The following is a 17,688-nucleotide window of genomic DNA, read 5'->3' on the forward strand; positions in this document are numbered from 1 at the left end:
GCAGTCATTCATCCGTCTTGGCACTTCGTGCCCGACGACAGGTTCGCTAAGCGGTGAATTGAAGCATGCAGCAAGCACGAACGTGGGACGGTGATATAGCGATGGGTTTCGGGTTTCTGTTTTGCCTGACGGGTGAGCGCGTAGCGCGAGGCCGGATGTATGACTGCTGGTCCACTTCGTATGGCGGTGCGACGTGCGCGCCTTGTCTACATGCCAACAACGGTGAAACCCCGCTAACGACACTCCCCCGGTTGGACCACTCCGACATAACGGGCTAGCGGCGCATGGCAAGCATTGGCGGTGGAAAGCTGCTTTCTTTGCTTACTTTCTTTGCAGCAGCAAAGAAAGTGAGTCCCGCCCCGGACAGGGGCAGAGCAAATAAGCCGCAAAGAAAACAAGTTCCATAGAAGCCCAAAAACATCAAACGGTGTAAACAACGCAACCCCCAACCCCAACACCCAGCGCCAGCGCACACCCCTCACTCTTCGTCGTCCACGATCCAGTCAATATCCCCGCACAGCACGCAGCGCTTCCCTCCAACTCGCGTCTCGACCGAAAGCGTCACGCACGGCAGTGCCTCATTAATCGACAGATACGGCTTCGTCACATGCACGCGTTCCGGGTCGCCGAGCGCCGCACGAAAATAAGGCCGGCGCAGCCAGTTGGCGCCCTGCGCATCGACGAGCGGCAGAAAGCGCGCCTCATGAGCCGCCCGATCCGCCCGCAGTACGACATTGCGCCCCGCCTGCCGCCCGTTCTGGTCGAGCAGGAAGCAGCGCGCCGCATTATCGAGCGCCAGAAAATTCCAGCACACTTCTTCGAGCGGCTCACCGGCCGCAAGCCGCTCGGCCGCCCGCTCGAACGCGCGCACGTACGGCTGCAGCCGTGTCGCGACGCGCCGCTCGCGCGCTTCGGTCTGCGAGCGATAACGCTCCGTCAATTCGCTGATGATCGTCTGCGCCAGGACGCTGTCCGCGAGACCCGGATGCGGGCGCGCGAAGAAAAAACCCTGCACGAAATCCGCGCCGCTCGCGAGCGCGAGTTGCGCCTCGTGCTCGGTCTCGACGCCTTCGATCAGCACCAGCTTGCCCGCCTCGTGCAGCAGCGAAACGATGCCCGAGAGGACCGCTTCCATATTCCGCCGCTGCTTCGTGGTGCGCGAAGTCACGGCCGCGTGGACGTTGTGCCCCGCATGCGAAAGCAGCACGCGATCGAGTTTCACGAGATCGGGATCGAGCTGCCAGATGCGTTCGATGTTCGAGTGGCCGGCGCCAAAGTCGTCGAGCGCGATCAGGAAGCCGTGCTCGCGGAACTGCTGCACGGCCTCGGCAAGACGCTCGATGTCTTCCGCGCGCTGTTCGAGCACTTCGAGCACGACGCGGCGCGGCTCGATCTTCAGGCGCTTCAGGTTCGCGAGCAGCGCGGCCGCGTGATACGGCTCGGTCAGCGCGCCGGGATGCACGTTGAGAAAGAGCCACTCGGTTTGCGCGCCGAGCATCTTGAAGTTTTCGAGGTGCAGCGCCTGCGAGAGCCGGTCGATCTGCAACGCCTCGCCGACGCGCGCCGCCTGGCCGAACACGTCGAGCGGCGACACGGGCCGGTCGAGCATGTCGTGAGCGCGCAATAGCCCCTCGTAACCAACCGCCCGCATGTGCGACAGGCTGAACACCGGCTGAAACACGCTCGAAAGCGTCAGGTCCCCATGTTCGACCGAATATCGGTCGAACCCCGAAGTCACGCTGAGCTCGAAGTTGCGCGGCGAAATCGCCGTCTTGTCGGTATTCGCTATCACCATCTCTGCATCCTTGCCTGCATGCGGGTCTGAAGCACCGCCCAAAGGCCCGTCCGAACCCTTGCAAACAGCCTGCTTCCCCTGCCCAGGCTCGCGCCCCGACGCGCGCCCGTTTCCATCCATTCGCTTTTCATGCAACGGCCCTCTTGATCTCGCCGGGAATCTATGGCGTTCCGTGGCAGTCGATAAAGCAAGCTCCGTGCTCACGGGAGACAGCCGGTTTGTCGGCTTTTTGCACGGACCATGCACCGAGACCTGTCACTGACGCGCAAGCACGCGCGCGGTGCGCACCAGCACGGTGCAATCGTTCCGATGAAACGGACGCACACGCTCGCTGCGGCCGTCGGGCTACACTTCGCCTGATTCCACCAACAATCCTAGACGCCCGATCGTCCGACTTCCATGCGCACGTCGCGTGAAGTCTCAAAAAACATGGAAATCGTCTTTACCGTCCTGATCCTGCTGCTGGCCGTCGCGCTGTCGGGCGTCGGCCTGAGTCTCCTGCCGGTCAAGCTGCCGTTGCCGCTGATCCAGATCGTGCTCGGCGCGCTGCTCGCGTGGCCCGGTTTCAGCCTGCACGTCACGTTCGATCCCGATATCTTCCTCCTGCTCTTCATCCCGCCGCTGCTTTTCGCGGACGGCTGGCGCATTCCGAAACGCGAACTCTTCATGCAACGCCGCGCGATCCTGATGCTCGCGCTCGGGCTCGTGTTCATCACCGTCGGCGCGCTCGGCTACTTCCTCCACGCGATGATTCCCGCGATGCCGCTGCCCGTCGCATTCGCGCTCGCCGCCGTGCTCTCGCCGACCGATGCCGTCGCGCTGACCGGCATTGCGGGGCGCGGGCGGATTCCGGCGCACCTGATGCACATCCTGGAAGGCGAAGCGCTGATGAACGACGCGTCCGGCCTCGTCGCGCTAAAGTTCGCGATCGCGGCCGCGCTCACCGGCGTGTTCTCGTTTCGCGACGCGGCCGTCAGCTTCGTCGTGATCGCGGCGGGCGGGATCGTGATCGGCGCCGCGATAAGCTGGATCGTGACCGAGATTCCGCAGCGCCTGCTCAAGTTTTCCGAAGACGACGATCCCGCCGCCGGCGTCGTCCTCACGCTGCTGATCCCGTTCGCCGCGTATCTGATCGCCGAGCGTCTGGGCTGCTCGGGGATTCTCGCGTCGGTGTCGGCGGGCATGATGATGAATATCCAGAGCCTGCGCGAAGGCATACCGACCGTCGTCCGCGTGCGCATGACGAGCACCTGGACGATGATCGAATTCGTCTTCAACGGCATGGTGTTCATCATGCTCGGACTGCAGTTTCCGCACATCCTCGGGCGCGCGCTGATCGAGGCCCATCACGACAGCGACGCGCAGGTCGGCCTGCTGCTCGGCTATGTGGTGGCCGTGATGATCGCGTTGTACGCACTGCGCTTCGTGTGGGTCTACCTGCTGCGCTGGTTCGCCAGCCGCGGTGCCGCGAAGCAGGGCCTGGAGAGCGCCGCGCCGGGCGCGCGCACGCTCGCGATGACGACGATCGGCGGCGTGCGCGGCGCGGTGACGCTTGCGGGCGTGCTGGCGCTGCCCGTCACGCTGACCGACGGAACGCCGCTGCCCGGCCGCGATCTCGCGATCTTCATCGCGTCGGGGGCGATTCTCGTGTCGCTGATGATTGCCGTCATCGGCTTGCCGATCCTGCTGCTCGGGCTCGAGCGCGCCCGCAACCCGAACGCCGCCGAGGAGCGCATCGCCCGGCGCCATGCGGCGCAGGCGGCGATCCGCGCGATCGACGACGCCCACGAAAAGCTCACCGATGAAATGGACGAAGCCGGGTCGGCGCGCTGTGCAGACACGACAGCGCGCGTGATGAACCTCTACCGGCGGCGCCTGGAAGTGCTCGGCGATGAGGAAGCGCCGCGCAAGGCCGCTCACCAGAGCGAGATGGTGGAGACGAAGCTGAGGATGGCGGCGCTCAGGGCCGAGCGCGCGGAATTGCTGAAGTTGCGTTCGGACCAGACCATCAACGATGAAACGCTGAACAAGCTGATGCGCGAGATCGATTTGTCGGAGACGGCGATCGTGACGAGGAGGCGCGGCTCGGCGAGCTAGGCCCGCAGCGTTTCCCGGCGATTCAGACCACGTTCGAACTGGGCCGGCGCAGGATCGCGTAAAGGATGATCGCGCCGAACGTCGCCGTGCCGATGCCGCCGAGCGCGAAGCCGCCGAGCTTGAGCGTGAAGTCGCCCGCGCCCAGCACGAGCGTCACGGCCGCGACGATGAGGTTGCGGTTGTCGGAGAAATCGACTTTGTTCACGACCCAGATGCGCGCGCCCGTCACCGCGATCAGCCCGAACACCACGATCGACACCCCGCCGAGCACCGGGCCCGGAATCGTCTGGATCACCGCGCCGAACTTCGGCGAGAAGCCGAGCACGATCGCGATCAGCGCCGCGATGACGAAGACGAGCGTCGAGTAGATTTTCGTCACGGCCATCACGCCGATGTTTTCCGCGTAAGTCGTCACGCCGGTGCCGCCGGCAAAGCCCGAGGCGATCGTCGCCAGCCCGTCGCCGATGAACGCGCGGCCGATGTAGCGATCGAGGCTCTGGCCCGTCATCGCGCCGACCGCCTTGATGTGCCCGAGGTTTTCCGCGACGAGGATGATCGCGACCGGCGCGAGCAGCGTCATCGCCTGGGCGCTGAAGACGGGCGCCGTGAAATGCGGCATGCCGAACCACGCGGCATTCGCGACGATCGAGAAGTCGATCGGCTTGCCGCCGAGGCCCGCGCCGTTGGTCAGGATCGCGTAGATCGCGTAGGCGATGGCCAGCCCGATCAGGATCAACAGACGCTGCGCCATGCCGCGCGCGAACACCGCCACGCCGCCGACGCACAGCACCGTGACGAGCGCCATCCATGCATCGAAGTTGCTGCCGCTCACGCCCTTGACCGCGATCGGCGCGAGATTCAGCCCGATCACCGCGACGATCGAACCGGTGACGACCGGCGGCATCAGCGTCTCGATCCACTTCGTGCCGATCGCCGCAACGATCAGGCCGATGATTGCGTAGGCCACGCCGCACGCGATGATTCCGCCGAGCGCGAGCGCGATGTTCAGGTTCGGGCCGTGGCCGCCGTAGCCGGTAATCGCGATCACGAGCCCGATGAACGCGAAGCTCGACCCGAGGTAGCTCGGCACGCGGCCGCCGACCAGCACGAAGAACAGCAGCGTGCCGATGCCCGACATGAAGATGCAGAGGTTCGGATCGAAGCCCATCAGGAGCGGCGCGAGCACCGTCGAGCCGAACATCGCGACGACGTGCTGAACGCCCATCGCGAACATCTGCGGCCAGGGAAGCCGCTCGTCGGGCGCGACGACGCGGCCGGCATCGGCGCTCGGCTGGGTTCGCCAGCGCGGGAAATAGGAATCGGACATCGGCGGCTCTCCTTCTCGGGCTTGAACGCGCCGTCCGCGGCGCGCTGGGACTTGTCTTATAAACAGGCGCGAGTGTACGGAGTGGGGAACTTGCTGACAAGCGAGGGAGGAATCCGCAGTTGCGGTTGCGGTTGCGGTTGCGGTTGCGGTTGCGGTTGCGGTTGCGGTTGCGGTTGCGGTTGCGGTTGCGGTTGGCAGTGGGCGGCTCGGGGTTTGCCGATTGGCCGCGGCGGTTGGCGATTCGGCCTTTTGTCGGTTGGAAGGTCGGCCGTTTGGCAGTTTGGCGGTGAGCGGCCGGCGTTCGACCGCTTGCCTAATCCGCGCCGCGACGCCCGCCGCCAGACGTGCTCAAACCCTCCGCGCCAACTCGAACACCGCGACTGCGCCCTTCAACTGCTCGGCCTGATCGGCCATGGCGCCCGCGGCGGCGGCCGCCTGCTCGACGAGGGCCGCGTTCTGCTGCGTCACCTGGTCCATCTGCGCGACCGCGCGGTTCACCTGCTCGATGCCCGTGCTCTGCTCGTGCGACGCCGCCGAAATCTGCGCCATGATGTCCGTCACGCGCTGCACCGATTGCGTGACGTTCGCCATCGTGCGGCCCGCGCGCTCGGCAAGTTCCGCGCCGCTGTCGACGCGCGCGGTCGACGCCTCGATCAGCTCCTTGATCTCCTTGGCCGACAGCGCGCTGCGCTGCGCAAGCGAGCGCACTTCGCCCGCCACGACCGCGAAGCCGCGCCCTTCCTCGCCCGCCCGCGCCGCTTCGACGGCCGCGTTCAGCGCGAGAATGTTCGTCTGGAACGCGATGCCCTCGATCACCGCGATGATGTCGGTCATGCGCTTGGAGCCGGCGGCGAGATCGCGCATGGTATCGACGACATCGCCCACGAGTTCGCTGCCCCGCGCCGACACCTCCGACGCCCCGCGCGCGAGCCCGCTCGCCTGCTCGGCGTTCTCGGCGTTCTGGCGCACGGTCGAGGTGAGCTCTTCCATGCTCGACGCCGTCTCCTGCAGCGACGCCGCCTGTTCCTCGGTGCGCTGCGAAAGGTCAATGTTGCCCTGCGCGATTTCCCGCGACGCGAGCAGAATCGACTCGCTCGAATGCCGGATGCCGCCGACGATGTCCGCCAGCTTCTCGCTCATGCCGGCGAGGCTGTGAAGCATGCTGCTTTCGTCGCCGTCGCGGATCGCGACGCGCGTCGCGAGATCGCCGGCCGCGATTCGATCGGCGATCTGCGCCGCGTACGCCGGCTCGCCGCCGAGCTGCGCCGAGAGCCGCCGGCCGATCAGCGCCGCGAGCGCCGCCGCCGCGACGATCGACCCGAGCACGAGCGAGATCATCACGAGGCGCATCGATTCGTATTCGGCCGCCGACGTCTTTTGCGCGTCGGTCGCGCGCTGACGCTTGAACTCGGCAAGGCGCTCGAACGCGCCGCGCGCTTCTTCGCTCGCCGCGATCGCCTGCGCGATCAGGCCCATCTGATCGACGGCGACGGGCATCGGCTTCGCGCCGATCTGCATCTGCACGATGTCTTCCCACGCGGCGACGCGCTTCACGGCCGCGTCGAAAAGCGCGATGCCGTCGGCGGAAACGAGCGTCGGGCGCGTGCTGTCGAGCGCGCGATGCATGTTCGCGAGCGAGGCCACGATGTTCTGCTTGAGCTTTTCCTTGCCGGCGTCGTCGGCGAAGGTCAGGTTGGCGGCGGCGAGGTCGGTGTTGAGCTTGTGCTTGTTCGCTTCCTCGATCCAGTAGAGGCCGTCCATATGGCGCTCGCCGATTTCCTCGGTGAGGCCATGCAGTTTCGAGAGCGCCATTACGCCGGTGCCGCCGACGCACGCGGTGATCACTATGACGACCGCGAACGACAACAGCAGCTTGTTCATCACGGACAACCCGTCAAACCATTTCATCTCGTCTCCTCTCCTCTTATCCGACGCCCCGCCGATAATTTCGACGGACGGCATCGGACTTTTCCCGCGATGTGAATCTCGCGCACAGAGGCTTTACGGCGGTGAGGGGTTGATTCTTGAGTGTGGGATGGTGGAAATAAGCGTTCGCGGATGCGCGCTGCAAAGCGAATGACTTCATCGGCACACGACGTTTTCGCGTTTTAGGAATTTCCGTATGGGGCGACGAAACTGGGGCACGTATGCTTCTTCCATGCGTATTTCCATGTATGCGCATGTTGTCGTTGTAACTCTCCGATCTTGTCCGCTCACTGCCACCCGGCGCTGGGCGGTTTTTTTTGGGGGCGGTTGGGGAAGGCGTTATTGGATCAGAGACGTCGAGTAAAGATAGTCCTCGTGGCGCAGCATGCTGCTGGTCCGTATTCGCCTCCTCAATGACAAAAGCGCACTACATCTTTCGACGTAGTGCGCTTTGATTTCGATTCGTGGTGGAGAGGAGGAGGATCGAACTCCCGACCTTCGCATTGCGAACGCGACGCTCTCCCAGCTGAGCTACCCCCCCAACGAAATTCGATTCTAGCACAGCCTCCGAACCGCCTGACAAGTGCTCCGGACCCGAATACCGGCCGCGTTCACTTCGAAGGCGCGCCCGCCAGAACCCAGTTGACCACGGCCTGCACATCGCCGTTGGTCATCGCCGGATGGGAGGGCATGGGGATCGCACCCCACACACCGGCGCCGCCATTCTTGACCTTCACAACGAGCTTCGCAGGCGCCTGCGCGTCGCCCTTGTATTTCTCCGCGATCTGCTGAAACGACGGTCCGACGAGCTTTCGATCCACCGCATGACAGCCCATGCAAGCGTTCCGACGCGCGATCGCCATGGCGTCGGGAGCCGAAGCCGCTTGCTCCGCGCCCCAAGCCGTCGCACTGAGCAACATCACCCCGGCAAGCCCGACATCAAGCACGCAACGCCACCGCATCATTTGACAGGAGCCTTCGACGGATTGCCCGGATGCACATCCGAGTTCTTCACCGGCGCGGGCGCCTGCTGGTCGAGCGGACGCGAACTCACCGACGAATCCGGCACAGCGCCGACCGTAGCCTCAGGCGTCGCCGGCGCAGCGGCCGTCGTCGCGCTTGCACCGGAAGCGGCCGCCGCGGACAACGCCGTCGCCTCTTCCGGCTTGATGTACTGGTACACCTTCACGACCTGCGTGACGCCCGGCACGCGCGCGGCGACATCGGCGCCATGCGCGCCTTCGTCGGGCGTGACGAGGCCCATCAGATACACCGAGCCGCGTTCGCACACGACCTTGTAGTAGTTCGCCGACAGATCCTTCTCGCCGACCATCGAGCTCTTCACGCGGCCTTCGAGGTACGAATCGTTGGCACGCGACGAGATCGAGCTCGCGCCCTGCACGGCCAGCTCGTTCACGATCGTGCCGACGTTGTTGATGCCACGCACCACCTCCTCGGCTTTTTGCTTCGACGCTTCGTCGGGCACTTCGCCGGTGAGCAGCACGCGCCGGTTGAACACGGTCACGTTGACGTGTGCCTGGTCGGGCAGGTTCTGGTTGATCTGCGTGGTCGCCTTCACCTGAATCTCGCGATCCTCGGTCTGCGCGCCGAGCGTGCGGCGGTCGGTCGCGACGAGTGCGCCGCCCGCCACGCCGCCCACCACCAGCAGCGGACATCCCTGCAGCGTCAGCGCGACGCCCGACAACAGGCTCGCTATCAGCGTGGCTCGCGCAAGCGTCGCCTTGACGCGTGTCTTGTTCATCAACTCGGTTCCCCTTGGTTGGTCAATCTCGGTGATTCGTGGTCAATGTCTGTCACTCGTCGCCCAGCAGCATTGCGTCGATGCCGTCGCACAGGCAATGGATCGTCAACAGGTGGACTTCCTGGATGCGCGCCGTGCGCTCGGACGGCACGCAGAGGTGGATGTCGGTCTCCGCCAGCACTTCGGCGATCACGCCGCCGCCTTTGCCCGTCAGCGCGATCACGATCATCTCGCGCTCGTGCGCTTCCTGGATCGCCGCGAGCACGTTGACCGAATTTCCCGACGTGCTGATCGCGAGCAGCACGTCGCCCGTCTGGCCCAGCGCGCGGATCTGCCTCGAGAAGATCTCCTCGAACGCGTAGTCGTTGCCGATGGCGGTCAGGATCGACGAATCGGTCGTGAGCGCGATCGCGGGCAAGCCCGGGCGCTCGCGCTCGAACCGGCCGATCAGTTCGGCCGCGAAATGCTGCGCATCGGCTGCCGAGCCGCCGTTGCCGCACGCGAGAATCTTGGAGCCGTTGGCGAGCGCACCGAAGAGCGCATCGATGGCGGCCGCGATCGGGACCGCCAGCGTTTCGAGTGATTCGAGTTTGACTGCCGCGCTGTCGCGGAAATGCTGTTGAATGCGTTCGACGGACATCGAGTCTTGGGTTTGGCCGCGTCGAGCGCGGCGGTTCGTTGCGTGTGACGTTCGGGCTCGCGACAAGCGCGATCGAGGTCTGCACAGGATTCAGGCTCCGCGCAGTTTACCGCATGCACCGCGCCCCGCGACGTCACGCGTCGTCGGCGCGAAATGCATCGGCGAGCCACACGACGCGCCCTGCATCGAATGCGACGACATCGAAGCGGCACACCGGCAACGCGCCCCGCCAGGTACTCAGGTAATGCTGCGCCGCGCGTATCAACCGCTGGCGCTTGCGCACGCTGATGCTCGCGGCGGCATCGGCGAACTGGCGGCTCTGCCGCGCGCGCACTTCGACGAACACGAGCGCGCCTTCGCGATCGCGCATCACGAGATCGATTTCGCCGCCCCGGCACGCGACATTGCGCGCGACGAGACGCATCCGCTGGCGCTGAAGATACTCGAGCGCGCGGGCTTCGAATGCATCGCCGACCGTCTTGGACACGGCTCCCCCACAAAAGTTGTTGACGATGCGCGTGGCACAATGGCGTCCTTCACTGGACGGCCGCCTCATGACTCCACTCCCCGCGCAACTCACCGCGCTAGCAGAAGGCCAGCAGTATCCGGCGGGCGCGCTCTATATCGTCGCGACGCCGATCGGCAATGTCGCCGACATCACGCTGCGCGCGCTGCACGTACTGGCACTCGCCGACCGCATCGCTGCGGAGGACACCCGCAACACGTCGCAATTGCTTGCGCGCTACGGCATCTCGAAGCCGTCGATTGCCGTGCACGAGCACAACGAGCGCAGCGCCGCCGAGCGCGTGATCGAGCATCTGCGCAACGGCGAGCGCATCGCGTGCGTGTCGGATGCGGGCACGCCGGGCATCTCGGACCCAGGCGCGAAACTCGTCGATGCCGTGCGCGAGGCCGGCTTCCCCGTGGTCCCGCTGCCGGGCGCGAGCGCGCTGACGACCGCCTTGAGCGCAGCCGGCGCGTGGGTGCGGACGTTCACGTTCGTCGGCTTTCTCGCGACGAAGCCGAAGCAGCGCGCGGCGCAGCTTCTGGCCTACGCGAAGCAGCCGGCGGCGCTGGTCTTCTACGAGGCGCCGCATCGGATCGTGGAAACCGTGCAGGCGCTCGCCGATGCATTCGGCGGCGAACGTCAGTTGTTGATCGCCCGCGAATTGACGAAGTTACATGAGAGCCTGCATCGATGCACCCTGGCCGAAGGGCCAACGTGGCTCGCCGGCGATGCGAATCGTCAGCGCGGCGAGTTCGTGCTCGTGGTGGAAGGCGCGCCGCAGCAGGAGGACGCCGACGACGCGCATGACGGCCTGCTGTCGACGCTCCTGGAGGAGTTGTCGGTCAGCAGCGCCGCCCGGCTCGCCGCGACGCTGACAGGTGCGTCGCGCAACGCGTTGTATACAAGAGCGCTGGCGTTGAGCAAATCGGCGGAGAAATGAAAAACGGGCCGTCGAAACGGCCCGTTTTTTGTGGCGCGAATGAAACGAAGGGTCAGTTCATCGCCTGGTTCGACGCGTACTGGGCGCGCGCTTCACGCGCTTCCTGCTGCGACAATCCTTCGATCTTGACCTTTTCCGTGCCGGCGCCACGCATGCCGAGCGCAGCCGCCGCCGCGTACGAGAGGTCGATGATCCGGCCGCGCGCATACGGGCCGCGATCGTTGATCTTCACGACGACCGTCTTCTGGTTGACCGTGTTCGTCACGCGAACCCACGATGCCAACGGCAGCGTGCGGTGAGCCGCGGTGAGCGCGTGCATGTCGTAGCGTTCGCCGCTGGCGGTCTTGCGACCGTGGAACGGACGGCCGTACCAGGAGGCACGACCCTGCTGTTCGAAGTCGCGAACGCTAGGGCCGTCCGTGATCGGCTCCGCATCGGCGAGCGAGGAAGCCTCGGCCGGTTTGGCGGCCGACGACGGCGCCGCGTTCAACGTCGATTCGTAGGCGAGCGGCGCAACGGGCCGGGCACTGTTATTGCTAAGGAAGTTGTTCCCTGGGTGCTGATTGGCGGCGCTCAGGTCGCCGGAACCCGGCGCGGCACAGCCAGCCAGGATTGCAACGGCAAAGAGACTCCCAATCTGTCGAGTAAGTCGAACATTCATAGACGTGTGTATCAACGGTTGTCGAGCCGCCTCGCGCCGCGAAAAAAACGCGCGCGTAGTGGCAGCTCAAGGCTTTTCCGCGCAATGCAGCGTGCCGTTCGATCGTTGCGAACGGCGAGCCGATGCTCGGGTGCGACGTACCTCGCCGCAAACGCCCGGTTAATTTTCACGTCTGGCGCAACCTGTCCCCGGCAGCCTGACCAGACCCCACATGCCGCCATCGAACGTGGCAATCACGTTCTTGCGCGCTGAACTGCGCAGGAACGGCGGCGTAGGCCCCATCCAGCGTCGCGGCAGCTTAGGCCGCAGCAGGTGCATCGCACCTGGCTGGACAAGACGTGTGCATCGAACGAATCGATGCTTGAGTTGCAGTTACGAGGCTTTTGGCCCCCAACAGCGTACTGATGGCAATTGTAAAAACGCGCTGGCGTCTGACAAATCACCCATTGATTGCATGGAAGAACACATGCACAAGTGATGCCATTATAGCCAAAAACATTAGTTCGGCCCCCGCAACCATGGAATTTGTCATTGATTTTCGCTATGAGCGTAAAAATTGCCGGTTTCGGGCTGTTTTCCGCCCCGATGCGGCGGCGCAACGAGCCTGCTCCGGCCCCGGTACAATGGACATTTTTACGCGTCGGTTGTAGCCAATGAAAGTGACTCTCGTCCCTGTGACGCCGTTTCAGCAGAATTGTTCGATCGCCGTATGTGAATCGACGCGGCGCGCGGTCGTCGTCGATCCGGGCGGCGACATCGAGCGGATCATCGGCGAAGTCGAACGGCAAGGCGTGACCGTCGAGAAGATTCTTCTGACGCATGGGCATCTCGATCATTGCGGTGGCGCGCAGGCGCTGGCGGACTACTATGGTGTGAAGATCGAAGGCCCGCATCGCGACGACGCGTTCTGGATCGACCAATTGGCCGAACAGAGCAAGCGCTTCGGATTCGCGGCTGCGCAGCCGTTCACACCCGCGCGCTGGCTCGCAGAGGGCGAATCGGTGGAATTCGGCGGCGAGGCGCTGGAGGTGTATCACTGCCCCGGCCACACGCCCGGACACGTGGTTTTCTTCAGCCGCGCGCACCGGCTGGCATTCGTCGGCGACGTGCTGTTCGCCGGATCGATCGGGCGCACGGACTTTCCGCGCGGCAATCACGCCGACTTGATTCGCGCGATCCGCGAAAAGCTGTGGCCGCTCGGCGACGACGTCACGTTCGTGCCCGGCCACGGTCCCACATCGACGTTCGGCGCCGAGCGCCGCACCAATCCCTACGTTGGCGACGGAGTCAGCGCATGAACGCAATCCCCGAAATCTACGTGAGCACCGACATCGAGGCGGACGGCCCCATTCCAGGCCCACACTCGATGCTGAGCTTCGCGTCTGCGGCCTATACGCCGGACAAGCAATTGATCGCCACGTTCTCGGCGAATCTGGAGACGCTCGAGGGCGCCGCGCCACATCCGGTGCAGGCAGCATGGTGGAAAACGCAGCCCGAAGCCTGGGCCGCGTGCCGGACGGACCTGCAGAAACCCGAGACGGCGTTGCGCGCCTATGTCGAGTGGGTGGAGGCGCTGCCGGGCAAGCCGGTGTTCGTCGCCTATCCGGCGGGTTTCGACTTCACCTATATGTTCTGGTACATGATGCGCTTTGCCGAGCGCTGCCCGTTCTCGTGGTCGGCGCTCGATATCAAGACGCTCGCCTTCGCGATGACCGGCCTGCCGTATCGCAAGGCGATCAAGCCGCGCCTGCCGAAGCACTGGTTCGACGAACTGCCTCACACGCACGTCGCGCTCGACGACGCCGTCGAGCAAGGCGCCCTCTTCTGCAACATGCTGGCGGAGTTGCGGGCGTCGCAAGCGTTGTCGGGCGTAGCGGCGGCATCCGGCGATGCATCCGCCGACGCCGCAAATCAGACGAATCCGGAAGGTAAAAACGCGCAGTCTGGACGATGAGTTAGGGAATCTCCCTCAGTTCGGGCGCTTCGGATTGCGTTTATTTTCCGGCGCCTCTACCATGAGAGCCAGGTCGCGACCAAACGGAGGCGCAGTTGACTCTCGATACGTTCTCACAAAAAATCCTGCGTCTCCTGCAACTGGACGCGCGCCGTTCCGTGCAGGAAATCTCCGATCAGGTCGGGCTGTCGAGCACGCCATGCTGGCGGCGCATCAAGGACATGGAGCAATCCGGCGTGATCCAGCGCTACACCGCGCTGCTCGATCGCGAAAAGCTCGGCCTGCATGTTTGCGCCCTCGCGCATATTCATCTCACGCGGCATACCGAAGGCGGCGTCGAGCAGTTCGAACGCGAAATCACCACCTGCCCGGAAGTGACCGAGTGCTACAGCACGACCGGCGAATCCGACTACATCCTGAAAATCGTCGCGCCCGACATCAAGGCCTACGACGCATTCCTGCACGACCGCATCTTCAAGATTCCGGCCGTCGCACAAGTGCGCACGAGCGTCGTGCTGCGCGAAATCAAGTTCGATACGCAATTGCCGCTTTGAGGCGCGGCGTCAGCGCTGCGTCGCGGCCGCGCTGGCGTTCTGTGTCGGCGACGTCGCTGGAATCCGCATCGCGTGCGCGACGCGGATCTCCCGCGCGCCAAGCTTGCGCTTGAGTGCCTCGAAATCGACCTTGCCGAGGCGTTCGTCGGCCTGTGCCCGTTCTTCTCCGTTCGTCACCGGGGGCAGCAGCACGTCGACGTCGAAACCCCGGCTCAGGTAGTGCAGGGTCAAGTTGTCGAACGCGAGGCCATGCGCGCCGAGCGCGGCGCGGACGGCTTCGCTGACAGCCGAGCGCATCGGCAGTTGGCTCGGCGGCGGCATGACGGCGTCGTTTTCCGGATCGACGTGAATCAGCGCATCGACGACCCGCGCGTCTTTCATCAAATGCGTGCGCGCCGATTCGGCAATGTAATGGCCTTCGGAAACGGAAATCAGCGGGTCGACGAGGATATGCGCATCGACGATCGCGAGATCGCCCATTTTCCGCGTCCGCAATTCGTGCACTTCTCTGACGCCGGACGTGCTCAGGACGATTGCACGTAAATCATCGGCGGTAGCCTGGTCGAGTGCGCGGTCCGACAAATCCTGCAACGCGTCCCAGCCGAACCTCCAGCCCATTCTGCCGACCATGAAACCGACGACGGCCGCCGCAATCGGATCGAACACCTGAAGGCCCGCCATATTGCCAATAATGCCGAGCGCGACGACGAGAGAAGACGCGGCGTCGGAACGCGCATGCCACGCATTGGCGATGAGCATCGCCGATCTGACACGCTTTGCGGCGCGCAGCATATAACGGAATAGCGCTTCCTTCGAAACAAGTACGATGAGCGCCACAATAAGCGCGGACAAATGGACGGGCGGAATATCCTGAAGATTCGCGATTCTTTCGACCGCGCGCCATAACATTCCCGCGCCGACGGCAATCAGCAATCCGCCAAGGAATAATGAAGCAACGGTTTCATAACGGTTGTGACCATAGTTATGGTCGACGTCCGGGGCGACGGCACCCTGACGATTCGCGATCAGCACGACAAAATCGGACACTAAATCGGCAAGCGAGTGAATGCCGTCGGCGATCAATGCCTGCGACCGCGCAAATATCCCCACGCCGACTTGCGCGGTCATCAAAACGGCGTTCAGCGCGATACTCGCGTGGGTCGTCTTGCGCGCGATCTGCTGCTTTTCCGTCGGACGCGGGACAGAGAGCGACATGGGATGGGTCCGAGTAAATCCAATATCTCATTTTACCAAGCGAGTGCTTGCGTCGCTGGGAAAAATCGATAAAATATCCTTAAAAATCAGCTAGTTATTGGAACAGGAAGCGTTCTCATTCTTCCGCCACCCGACTGGCTCAGATTCGGAAACTGCGTTTTCGCACGTATATCGCGGGCAACAAAAAGCCGCGCATTATGGCGCGGCTTTTGAGAGGCACTTGCTGCCTTATTTCTGGATCAGGAAGCTGTCGCGTTCCTGGCCCGCGATCCACTTGGGCGGCTTGCCGCGCCCGGACCACGTGCTGCCGCTCTCCGGGTCGCGATACTTCGGGGCTACGCCTGCGCGTGCGCGCGTGGTTTTCGCGCCCTTGCTGCTGCGGCCACCAGCCAGTTCCTGAAGGGTGATGCCGTAATCAGCCATTTTCTGCTTGATCTCATTAAGTACTTCGGCATATTCCCGCGACTTGGCCTCTTCAATCTGTCGCTCCAGGTTCTCGCGCTGGGCGAGCAGTTCCTTGTATGAAGACATGGTAATTCCCTTTGTGGTTTGCAAAACGTACGAGTTGTAGCTCGCTTCCGATTATGGTGTTGGCCCCGGATTGGAACGCAGATTAACACAGATCGATTTAGGCCGGCGTGTGTACCAGTACACTAAAAATAGAATTTGGAAGTTTTGTTCGTAACAATTGATGTCGATTCGGAAACGGTCCGGACGATGGATTCGACTATTCAGATAACTAAACAGCGCTCAAGTTGTCGCCCGATGAAATTGGGACAAAATACGGGCGAGCAAGATTTCACGCGATGCGAGTTCCCGGCTAAATTCGCCCTTCCCGCGATGGATTGTTGCCGGTGAGAATATATCGGGCCGCAACATATTCCGTGCGAGACTCAGAAATTGTCAGTTTCATCTGTGCCGCTCTATCCAGTCGAACAATGCCGCTTTCAGATCCGTAATCGTAAGTTTGGGTTTATCGAATGTAAAACGATTGCGACGTCCGTGCTGCCGGAAGTCGCATCCGTAGCGATCTAATCCCAATAACTCCAGCGCGGGCGGACGCCGCTCAAAATCATCGAAGAAGGCGCACAGCAACGATTCCTCATTCGCCGGCAGCGGATCGAGCGGATCAAGCGCTGCGGCATCGAGCCATCCCATTGCGCCGAAGCCGCCTATAAACCGCATTCGTTCCAGCGACATGATCCAAATAGTGAAATCGCCTAATTCGAGATAACGCTCGGCATCGGGTTGATAACGCAAATAGCGGCGCGCGAGGTCGGACGCTTCGTCGGCCGCCGCGGGCGCGAACGACCCGAGCATCGTGAGGCGCTGTCCTGCCAGCACGCTGCCGTCCGACGCGTGCGCGACCAGAAAGCCGGCCCGCGAATCGGCGTGCAAATTGCGCGTGTGCTCGGCGAGATGGCTGATCAGCAGCATCGGCAGATGGCGCGCGGTCGGCGCGAACGGCAGGGCCGTCGGGTACGGAAAGCCGCGCGGGTCGCGCGAATGGGTGGCGAGCGTGCCGTCCGGTACTCGATGCAGCAAATGCAGCGGCGCGTGTGGCGGTATGTTCACGGCGGAGTCCTCGTGTGCGTCGTGGGACTCGCGAGTCCCTTTGCCCGGGCGATCAATCGATCTTAATGCACCGCGAGCGAGCGTGTCTCTAGACCGTTCGATAGAATCGAAAGCTCCGCGGAAACGTTTTAAGCTGCCGCAATCACTTCCGAACGAGCTCTTTCGTGCCTGAATCAACGTCCGCTTCCAGTTCCCTCGACCACAACGCTTCGCTTGCCGCGCATCGCAAATTGCCACCCGCCGCGCGGGAACGCGCCCGCTACGCGACGATGGCCGTCTTCTTCATCGCGGGGATGGTCTACGCGTCGTGGGGCGTGCACGTTCCGACCGTGCGCGACAAATTCGCGCTGAGCCCCGGCATGCTGTCGTTCGCGCTGCTCGCCGTGGCGGGCGGCTCGATTCTCGCGATGCTGACCGCCGGTTCGTGGATCGCGCGCGCCGGCACACGCCCCGCCTGCCTCGCGGGCGGCATCACGATGGCCACGTGCTGCGCGCTGATCCTGGTTGCCCCGTACTACTGGCTGCTGCTCGTCGTGCTCGCCGTGTTCGGCTTCGGCATGGCGACGCTCGACGTCGCGATGAACGCCGAAGCGAGCGCGGTCGAGCAGGCGCTCGGGCGGCCGATCATGTCGTCGCTGCACGGCATGTTCAGCGTCGGCGGGATGGCGGGCGCGGCGGCGGGCGGCGCGTTGCTCGCGCACGGCATGGCGCCCGCCGTGCACCTTGCGCTGGCG

17 protein-coding genes and 1 tRNA gene are annotated in these 17,688 nt (G+C 63.9%); 6 read left to right on the top strand and 12 right to left on the bottom strand.

Annotation, left to right across the window (positions count from 1 at the left end; all coding sequences use genetic code 11):
* Positions 1 to 478: 478 nt before the first annotated feature.
* Positions 479 to 1,795 carry an EAL domain-containing protein gene (locus tag AWB68_RS36265; protein WP_087649064.1) on the bottom strand — a complete coding sequence of 439 codons (1,317 nt, stop codon included), beginning with the start codon at positions 1,793 to 1,795 and terminating at the stop codon, positions 479 to 481.
* A 429-nt stretch (positions 1,796 to 2,224) separates the two neighbouring features.
* On the opposite strand from AWB68_RS36265, the gene AWB68_RS36270 reads away from it, so the two are divergent.
* On the top strand, positions 2,225 to 3,892 hold the full coding sequence (locus AWB68_RS36270; protein WP_087649078.1) for a Na+/H+ antiporter: 1,668 nt from the start codon (positions 2,225 to 2,227) through the stop codon (positions 3,890 to 3,892).
* Between the two features lie 22 nt (positions 3,893 to 3,914).
* On the opposite strand, the gene AWB68_RS36275 is transcribed toward AWB68_RS36270, so the two are convergent.
* The 7 genes from AWB68_RS36275 to AWB68_RS36305 form a co-directional block, all read right to left on the bottom strand.
* Entirely contained in the window at positions 3,915 to 5,219 is a 1,305-nt protein-coding gene (locus AWB68_RS36275) for a solute carrier family 23 protein (protein WP_087649065.1), read from the bottom strand.
* 348 nt (positions 5,220 to 5,567) lie between these two features.
* Positions 5,568 to 7,127, bottom strand: coding sequence for a methyl-accepting chemotaxis protein (locus AWB68_RS36280; RefSeq protein ID WP_087649066.1), 1,560 nt, complete (start codon positions 7,125 to 7,127; stop codon positions 5,568 to 5,570).
* 483 nt (positions 7,128 to 7,610) lie between these two features.
* Positions 7,611 to 7,686, bottom strand: a tRNA-Ala gene (locus tag AWB68_RS36285).
* 70 nt (positions 7,687 to 7,756) lie between these two features.
* The gene (locus AWB68_RS36290; RefSeq protein WP_374729639.1) at positions 7,757 to 8,107 is read right to left on the bottom strand and encodes a c-type cytochrome; all 351 of its coding nucleotides are present in this window, start codon (positions 8,105 to 8,107) and stop codon (positions 7,757 to 7,759) included.
* Complete coding sequence (locus AWB68_RS36295; RefSeq protein ID WP_087649067.1) at positions 8,107 to 8,907, bottom strand: BON domain-containing protein; 801 nt, start codon at positions 8,905 to 8,907, stop codon at positions 8,107 to 8,109. The genes AWB68_RS36290 and AWB68_RS36295 overlap by 1 nt, the downstream gene beginning before the upstream one ends.
* A gap of 52 nt (positions 8,908 to 8,959) precedes the next feature.
* Positions 8,960 to 9,547, bottom strand: a complete 588-nt coding sequence (locus AWB68_RS36300; protein ID WP_087649068.1) for a phosphoheptose isomerase — start codon at positions 9,545 to 9,547, stop codon at positions 8,960 to 8,962.
* A 133-nt stretch (positions 9,548 to 9,680) separates the two neighbouring features.
* A complete protein-coding gene (locus AWB68_RS36305; RefSeq protein ID WP_087649069.1) occupies positions 9,681 to 10,103 on the bottom strand; it encodes a YraN family protein in 423 nt (140 codons plus the stop codon).
* Between AWB68_RS36305 and rsmI the strand changes: the two genes are divergently transcribed.
* Positions 10,102 to 10,995 (top strand): 16S rRNA (cytidine(1402)-2'-O)-methyltransferase, encoded by an 894-nt coding sequence (gene rsmI / locus AWB68_RS36310; RefSeq protein ID WP_087649070.1) that lies wholly within the window; start codon positions 10,102 to 10,104, stop codon positions 10,993 to 10,995. The two genes, AWB68_RS36305 and rsmI, sit on opposite strands and share 2 nt — an antisense overlap.
* A 52-nt stretch (positions 10,996 to 11,047) precedes the next feature.
* Here the strand turns inward: rsmI and AWB68_RS36315 are convergent, their stop codons facing one another.
* Positions 11,048 to 11,656 carry a septal ring lytic transglycosylase RlpA family protein gene (locus AWB68_RS36315; protein ID WP_087649071.1) on the bottom strand — a complete coding sequence of 203 codons (609 nt, stop codon included), beginning with the start codon at positions 11,654 to 11,656 and terminating at the stop codon, positions 11,048 to 11,050.
* A 653-nt stretch (positions 11,657 to 12,309) separates the two neighbouring features.
* On the opposite strand from AWB68_RS36315, the gene AWB68_RS36320 reads away from it, so the two are divergent.
* The 3 genes from AWB68_RS36320 (at position 12,310) to AWB68_RS36330 (ending at position 14,164) form a co-directional block, all read left to right on the top strand.
* The gene (locus AWB68_RS36320; protein ID WP_087649072.1) at positions 12,310 to 12,954 is read left to right on the top strand and encodes an MBL fold metallo-hydrolase; all 645 of its coding nucleotides are present in this window, start codon (positions 12,310 to 12,312) and stop codon (positions 12,952 to 12,954) included.
* Entirely contained in the window at positions 12,951 to 13,610 is a 660-nt protein-coding gene (locus AWB68_RS36325; RefSeq protein ID WP_087649073.1) for a 3'-5' exonuclease family protein, read from the top strand. Before AWB68_RS36320 ends, AWB68_RS36325 begins: the two co-directional genes overlap by 4 nt.
* A 95-nt stretch (positions 13,611 to 13,705) precedes the next feature.
* The gene (locus AWB68_RS36330; RefSeq protein ID WP_087649074.1) at positions 13,706 to 14,164 is read left to right on the top strand and encodes an Lrp/AsnC family transcriptional regulator; all 459 of its coding nucleotides are present in this window, start codon (positions 13,706 to 13,708) and stop codon (positions 14,162 to 14,164) included.
* A gap of 9 nt (positions 14,165 to 14,173) precedes the next feature.
* Here AWB68_RS36330 and AWB68_RS36335 read toward each other — a convergent pair whose 3' ends face one another.
* From AWB68_RS36335 to AWB68_RS36345, 3 genes are all read right to left on the bottom strand, one after another.
* On the bottom strand, positions 14,174 to 15,379 hold the full coding sequence (locus AWB68_RS36335; RefSeq protein WP_087649075.1) for a cation diffusion facilitator family transporter: 1,206 nt from the start codon (positions 15,377 to 15,379) through the stop codon (positions 14,174 to 14,176).
* Between the two features lie 228 nt (positions 15,380 to 15,607).
* Positions 15,608 to 15,910, bottom strand: coding sequence for an H-NS histone family protein (locus AWB68_RS36340; RefSeq protein WP_087649076.1), 303 nt, complete (start codon positions 15,908 to 15,910; stop codon positions 15,608 to 15,610).
* 378 nt (positions 15,911 to 16,288) lie between these two features.
* A complete protein-coding gene (locus tag AWB68_RS36345) occupies positions 16,289 to 16,954 on the bottom strand; it encodes a HugZ family pyridoxamine 5'-phosphate oxidase (protein ID WP_087649077.1) in 666 nt (221 codons plus the stop codon).
* Positions 16,955 to 17,118: 164 nt separating this feature from the next.
* Here AWB68_RS36345 and AWB68_RS36350 point away from each other — a divergent pair.
* On the top strand, positions 17,119 to 17,688 hold a 570-nt coding region (locus AWB68_RS36350; protein ID WP_200828888.1), incomplete at its 3' end, for an MFS transporter.

It is taken from the genome of Caballeronia choica (genome assembly GCF_001544535.1).
Taxonomy (GTDB): Bacteria; Pseudomonadota; Gammaproteobacteria; order Burkholderiales; family Burkholderiaceae; genus Caballeronia; species Caballeronia choica.

Coding starts and splice junctions, on each gene's coding strand:
- AWB68_RS36265 (WP_087649064.1), bottom strand. CDS start 1,795: ATGGTGATAGCGAATACCGACAAGACGGCGATTTCGCCGCGCAACTTC.
- AWB68_RS36270 (WP_087649078.1), top strand. CDS start 2,225: ATGGAAATCGTCTTTACCGTCCTGATCCTGCTGCTGGCCGTCGCGCTG.
- AWB68_RS36275 (WP_087649065.1), bottom strand. CDS start 5,219: ATGTCCGATTCCTATTTCCCGCGCTGGCGAACCCAGCCGAGCGCCGAT.
- AWB68_RS36280 (WP_087649066.1), bottom strand. CDS start 7,127: ATGAAATGGTTTGACGGGTTGTCCGTGATGAACAAGCTGCTGTTGTCG.
- AWB68_RS36290 (WP_374729639.1), bottom strand. CDS start 8,107: ATGCGGTGGCGTTGCGTGCTTGATGTCGGGCTTGCCGGGGTGATGTTG.
- AWB68_RS36295 (WP_087649067.1), bottom strand. CDS start 8,907: ATGAACAAGACACGCGTCAAGGCGACGCTTGCGCGAGCCACGCTGATA.
- AWB68_RS36300 (WP_087649068.1), bottom strand. CDS start 9,547: ATGTCCGTCGAACGCATTCAACAGCATTTCCGCGACAGCGCGGCAGTC.
- rsmI (WP_087649070.1), top strand. CDS start 10,102: ATGACTCCACTCCCCGCGCAACTCACCGCGCTAGCAGAAGGCCAGCAG.
- AWB68_RS36305 (WP_087649069.1), bottom strand. CDS start 10,103: ATGAGGCGGCCGTCCAGTGAAGGACGCCATTGTGCCACGCGCATCGTC.
- AWB68_RS36315 (WP_087649071.1), bottom strand. CDS start 11,656: ATGAATGTTCGACTTACTCGACAGATTGGGAGTCTCTTTGCCGTTGCA.
- AWB68_RS36320 (WP_087649072.1), top strand. CDS start 12,310: ATGAAAGTGACTCTCGTCCCTGTGACGCCGTTTCAGCAGAATTGTTCG.
- AWB68_RS36325 (WP_087649073.1), top strand. CDS start 12,951: ATGAACGCAATCCCCGAAATCTACGTGAGCACCGACATCGAGGCGGAC.
- AWB68_RS36335 (WP_087649075.1), bottom strand. CDS start 15,379: ATGTCGCTCTCTGTCCCGCGTCCGACGGAAAAGCAGCAGATCGCGCGC.
- AWB68_RS36340 (WP_087649076.1), bottom strand. CDS start 15,910: ATGTCTTCATACAAGGAACTGCTCGCCCAGCGCGAGAACCTGGAGCGA.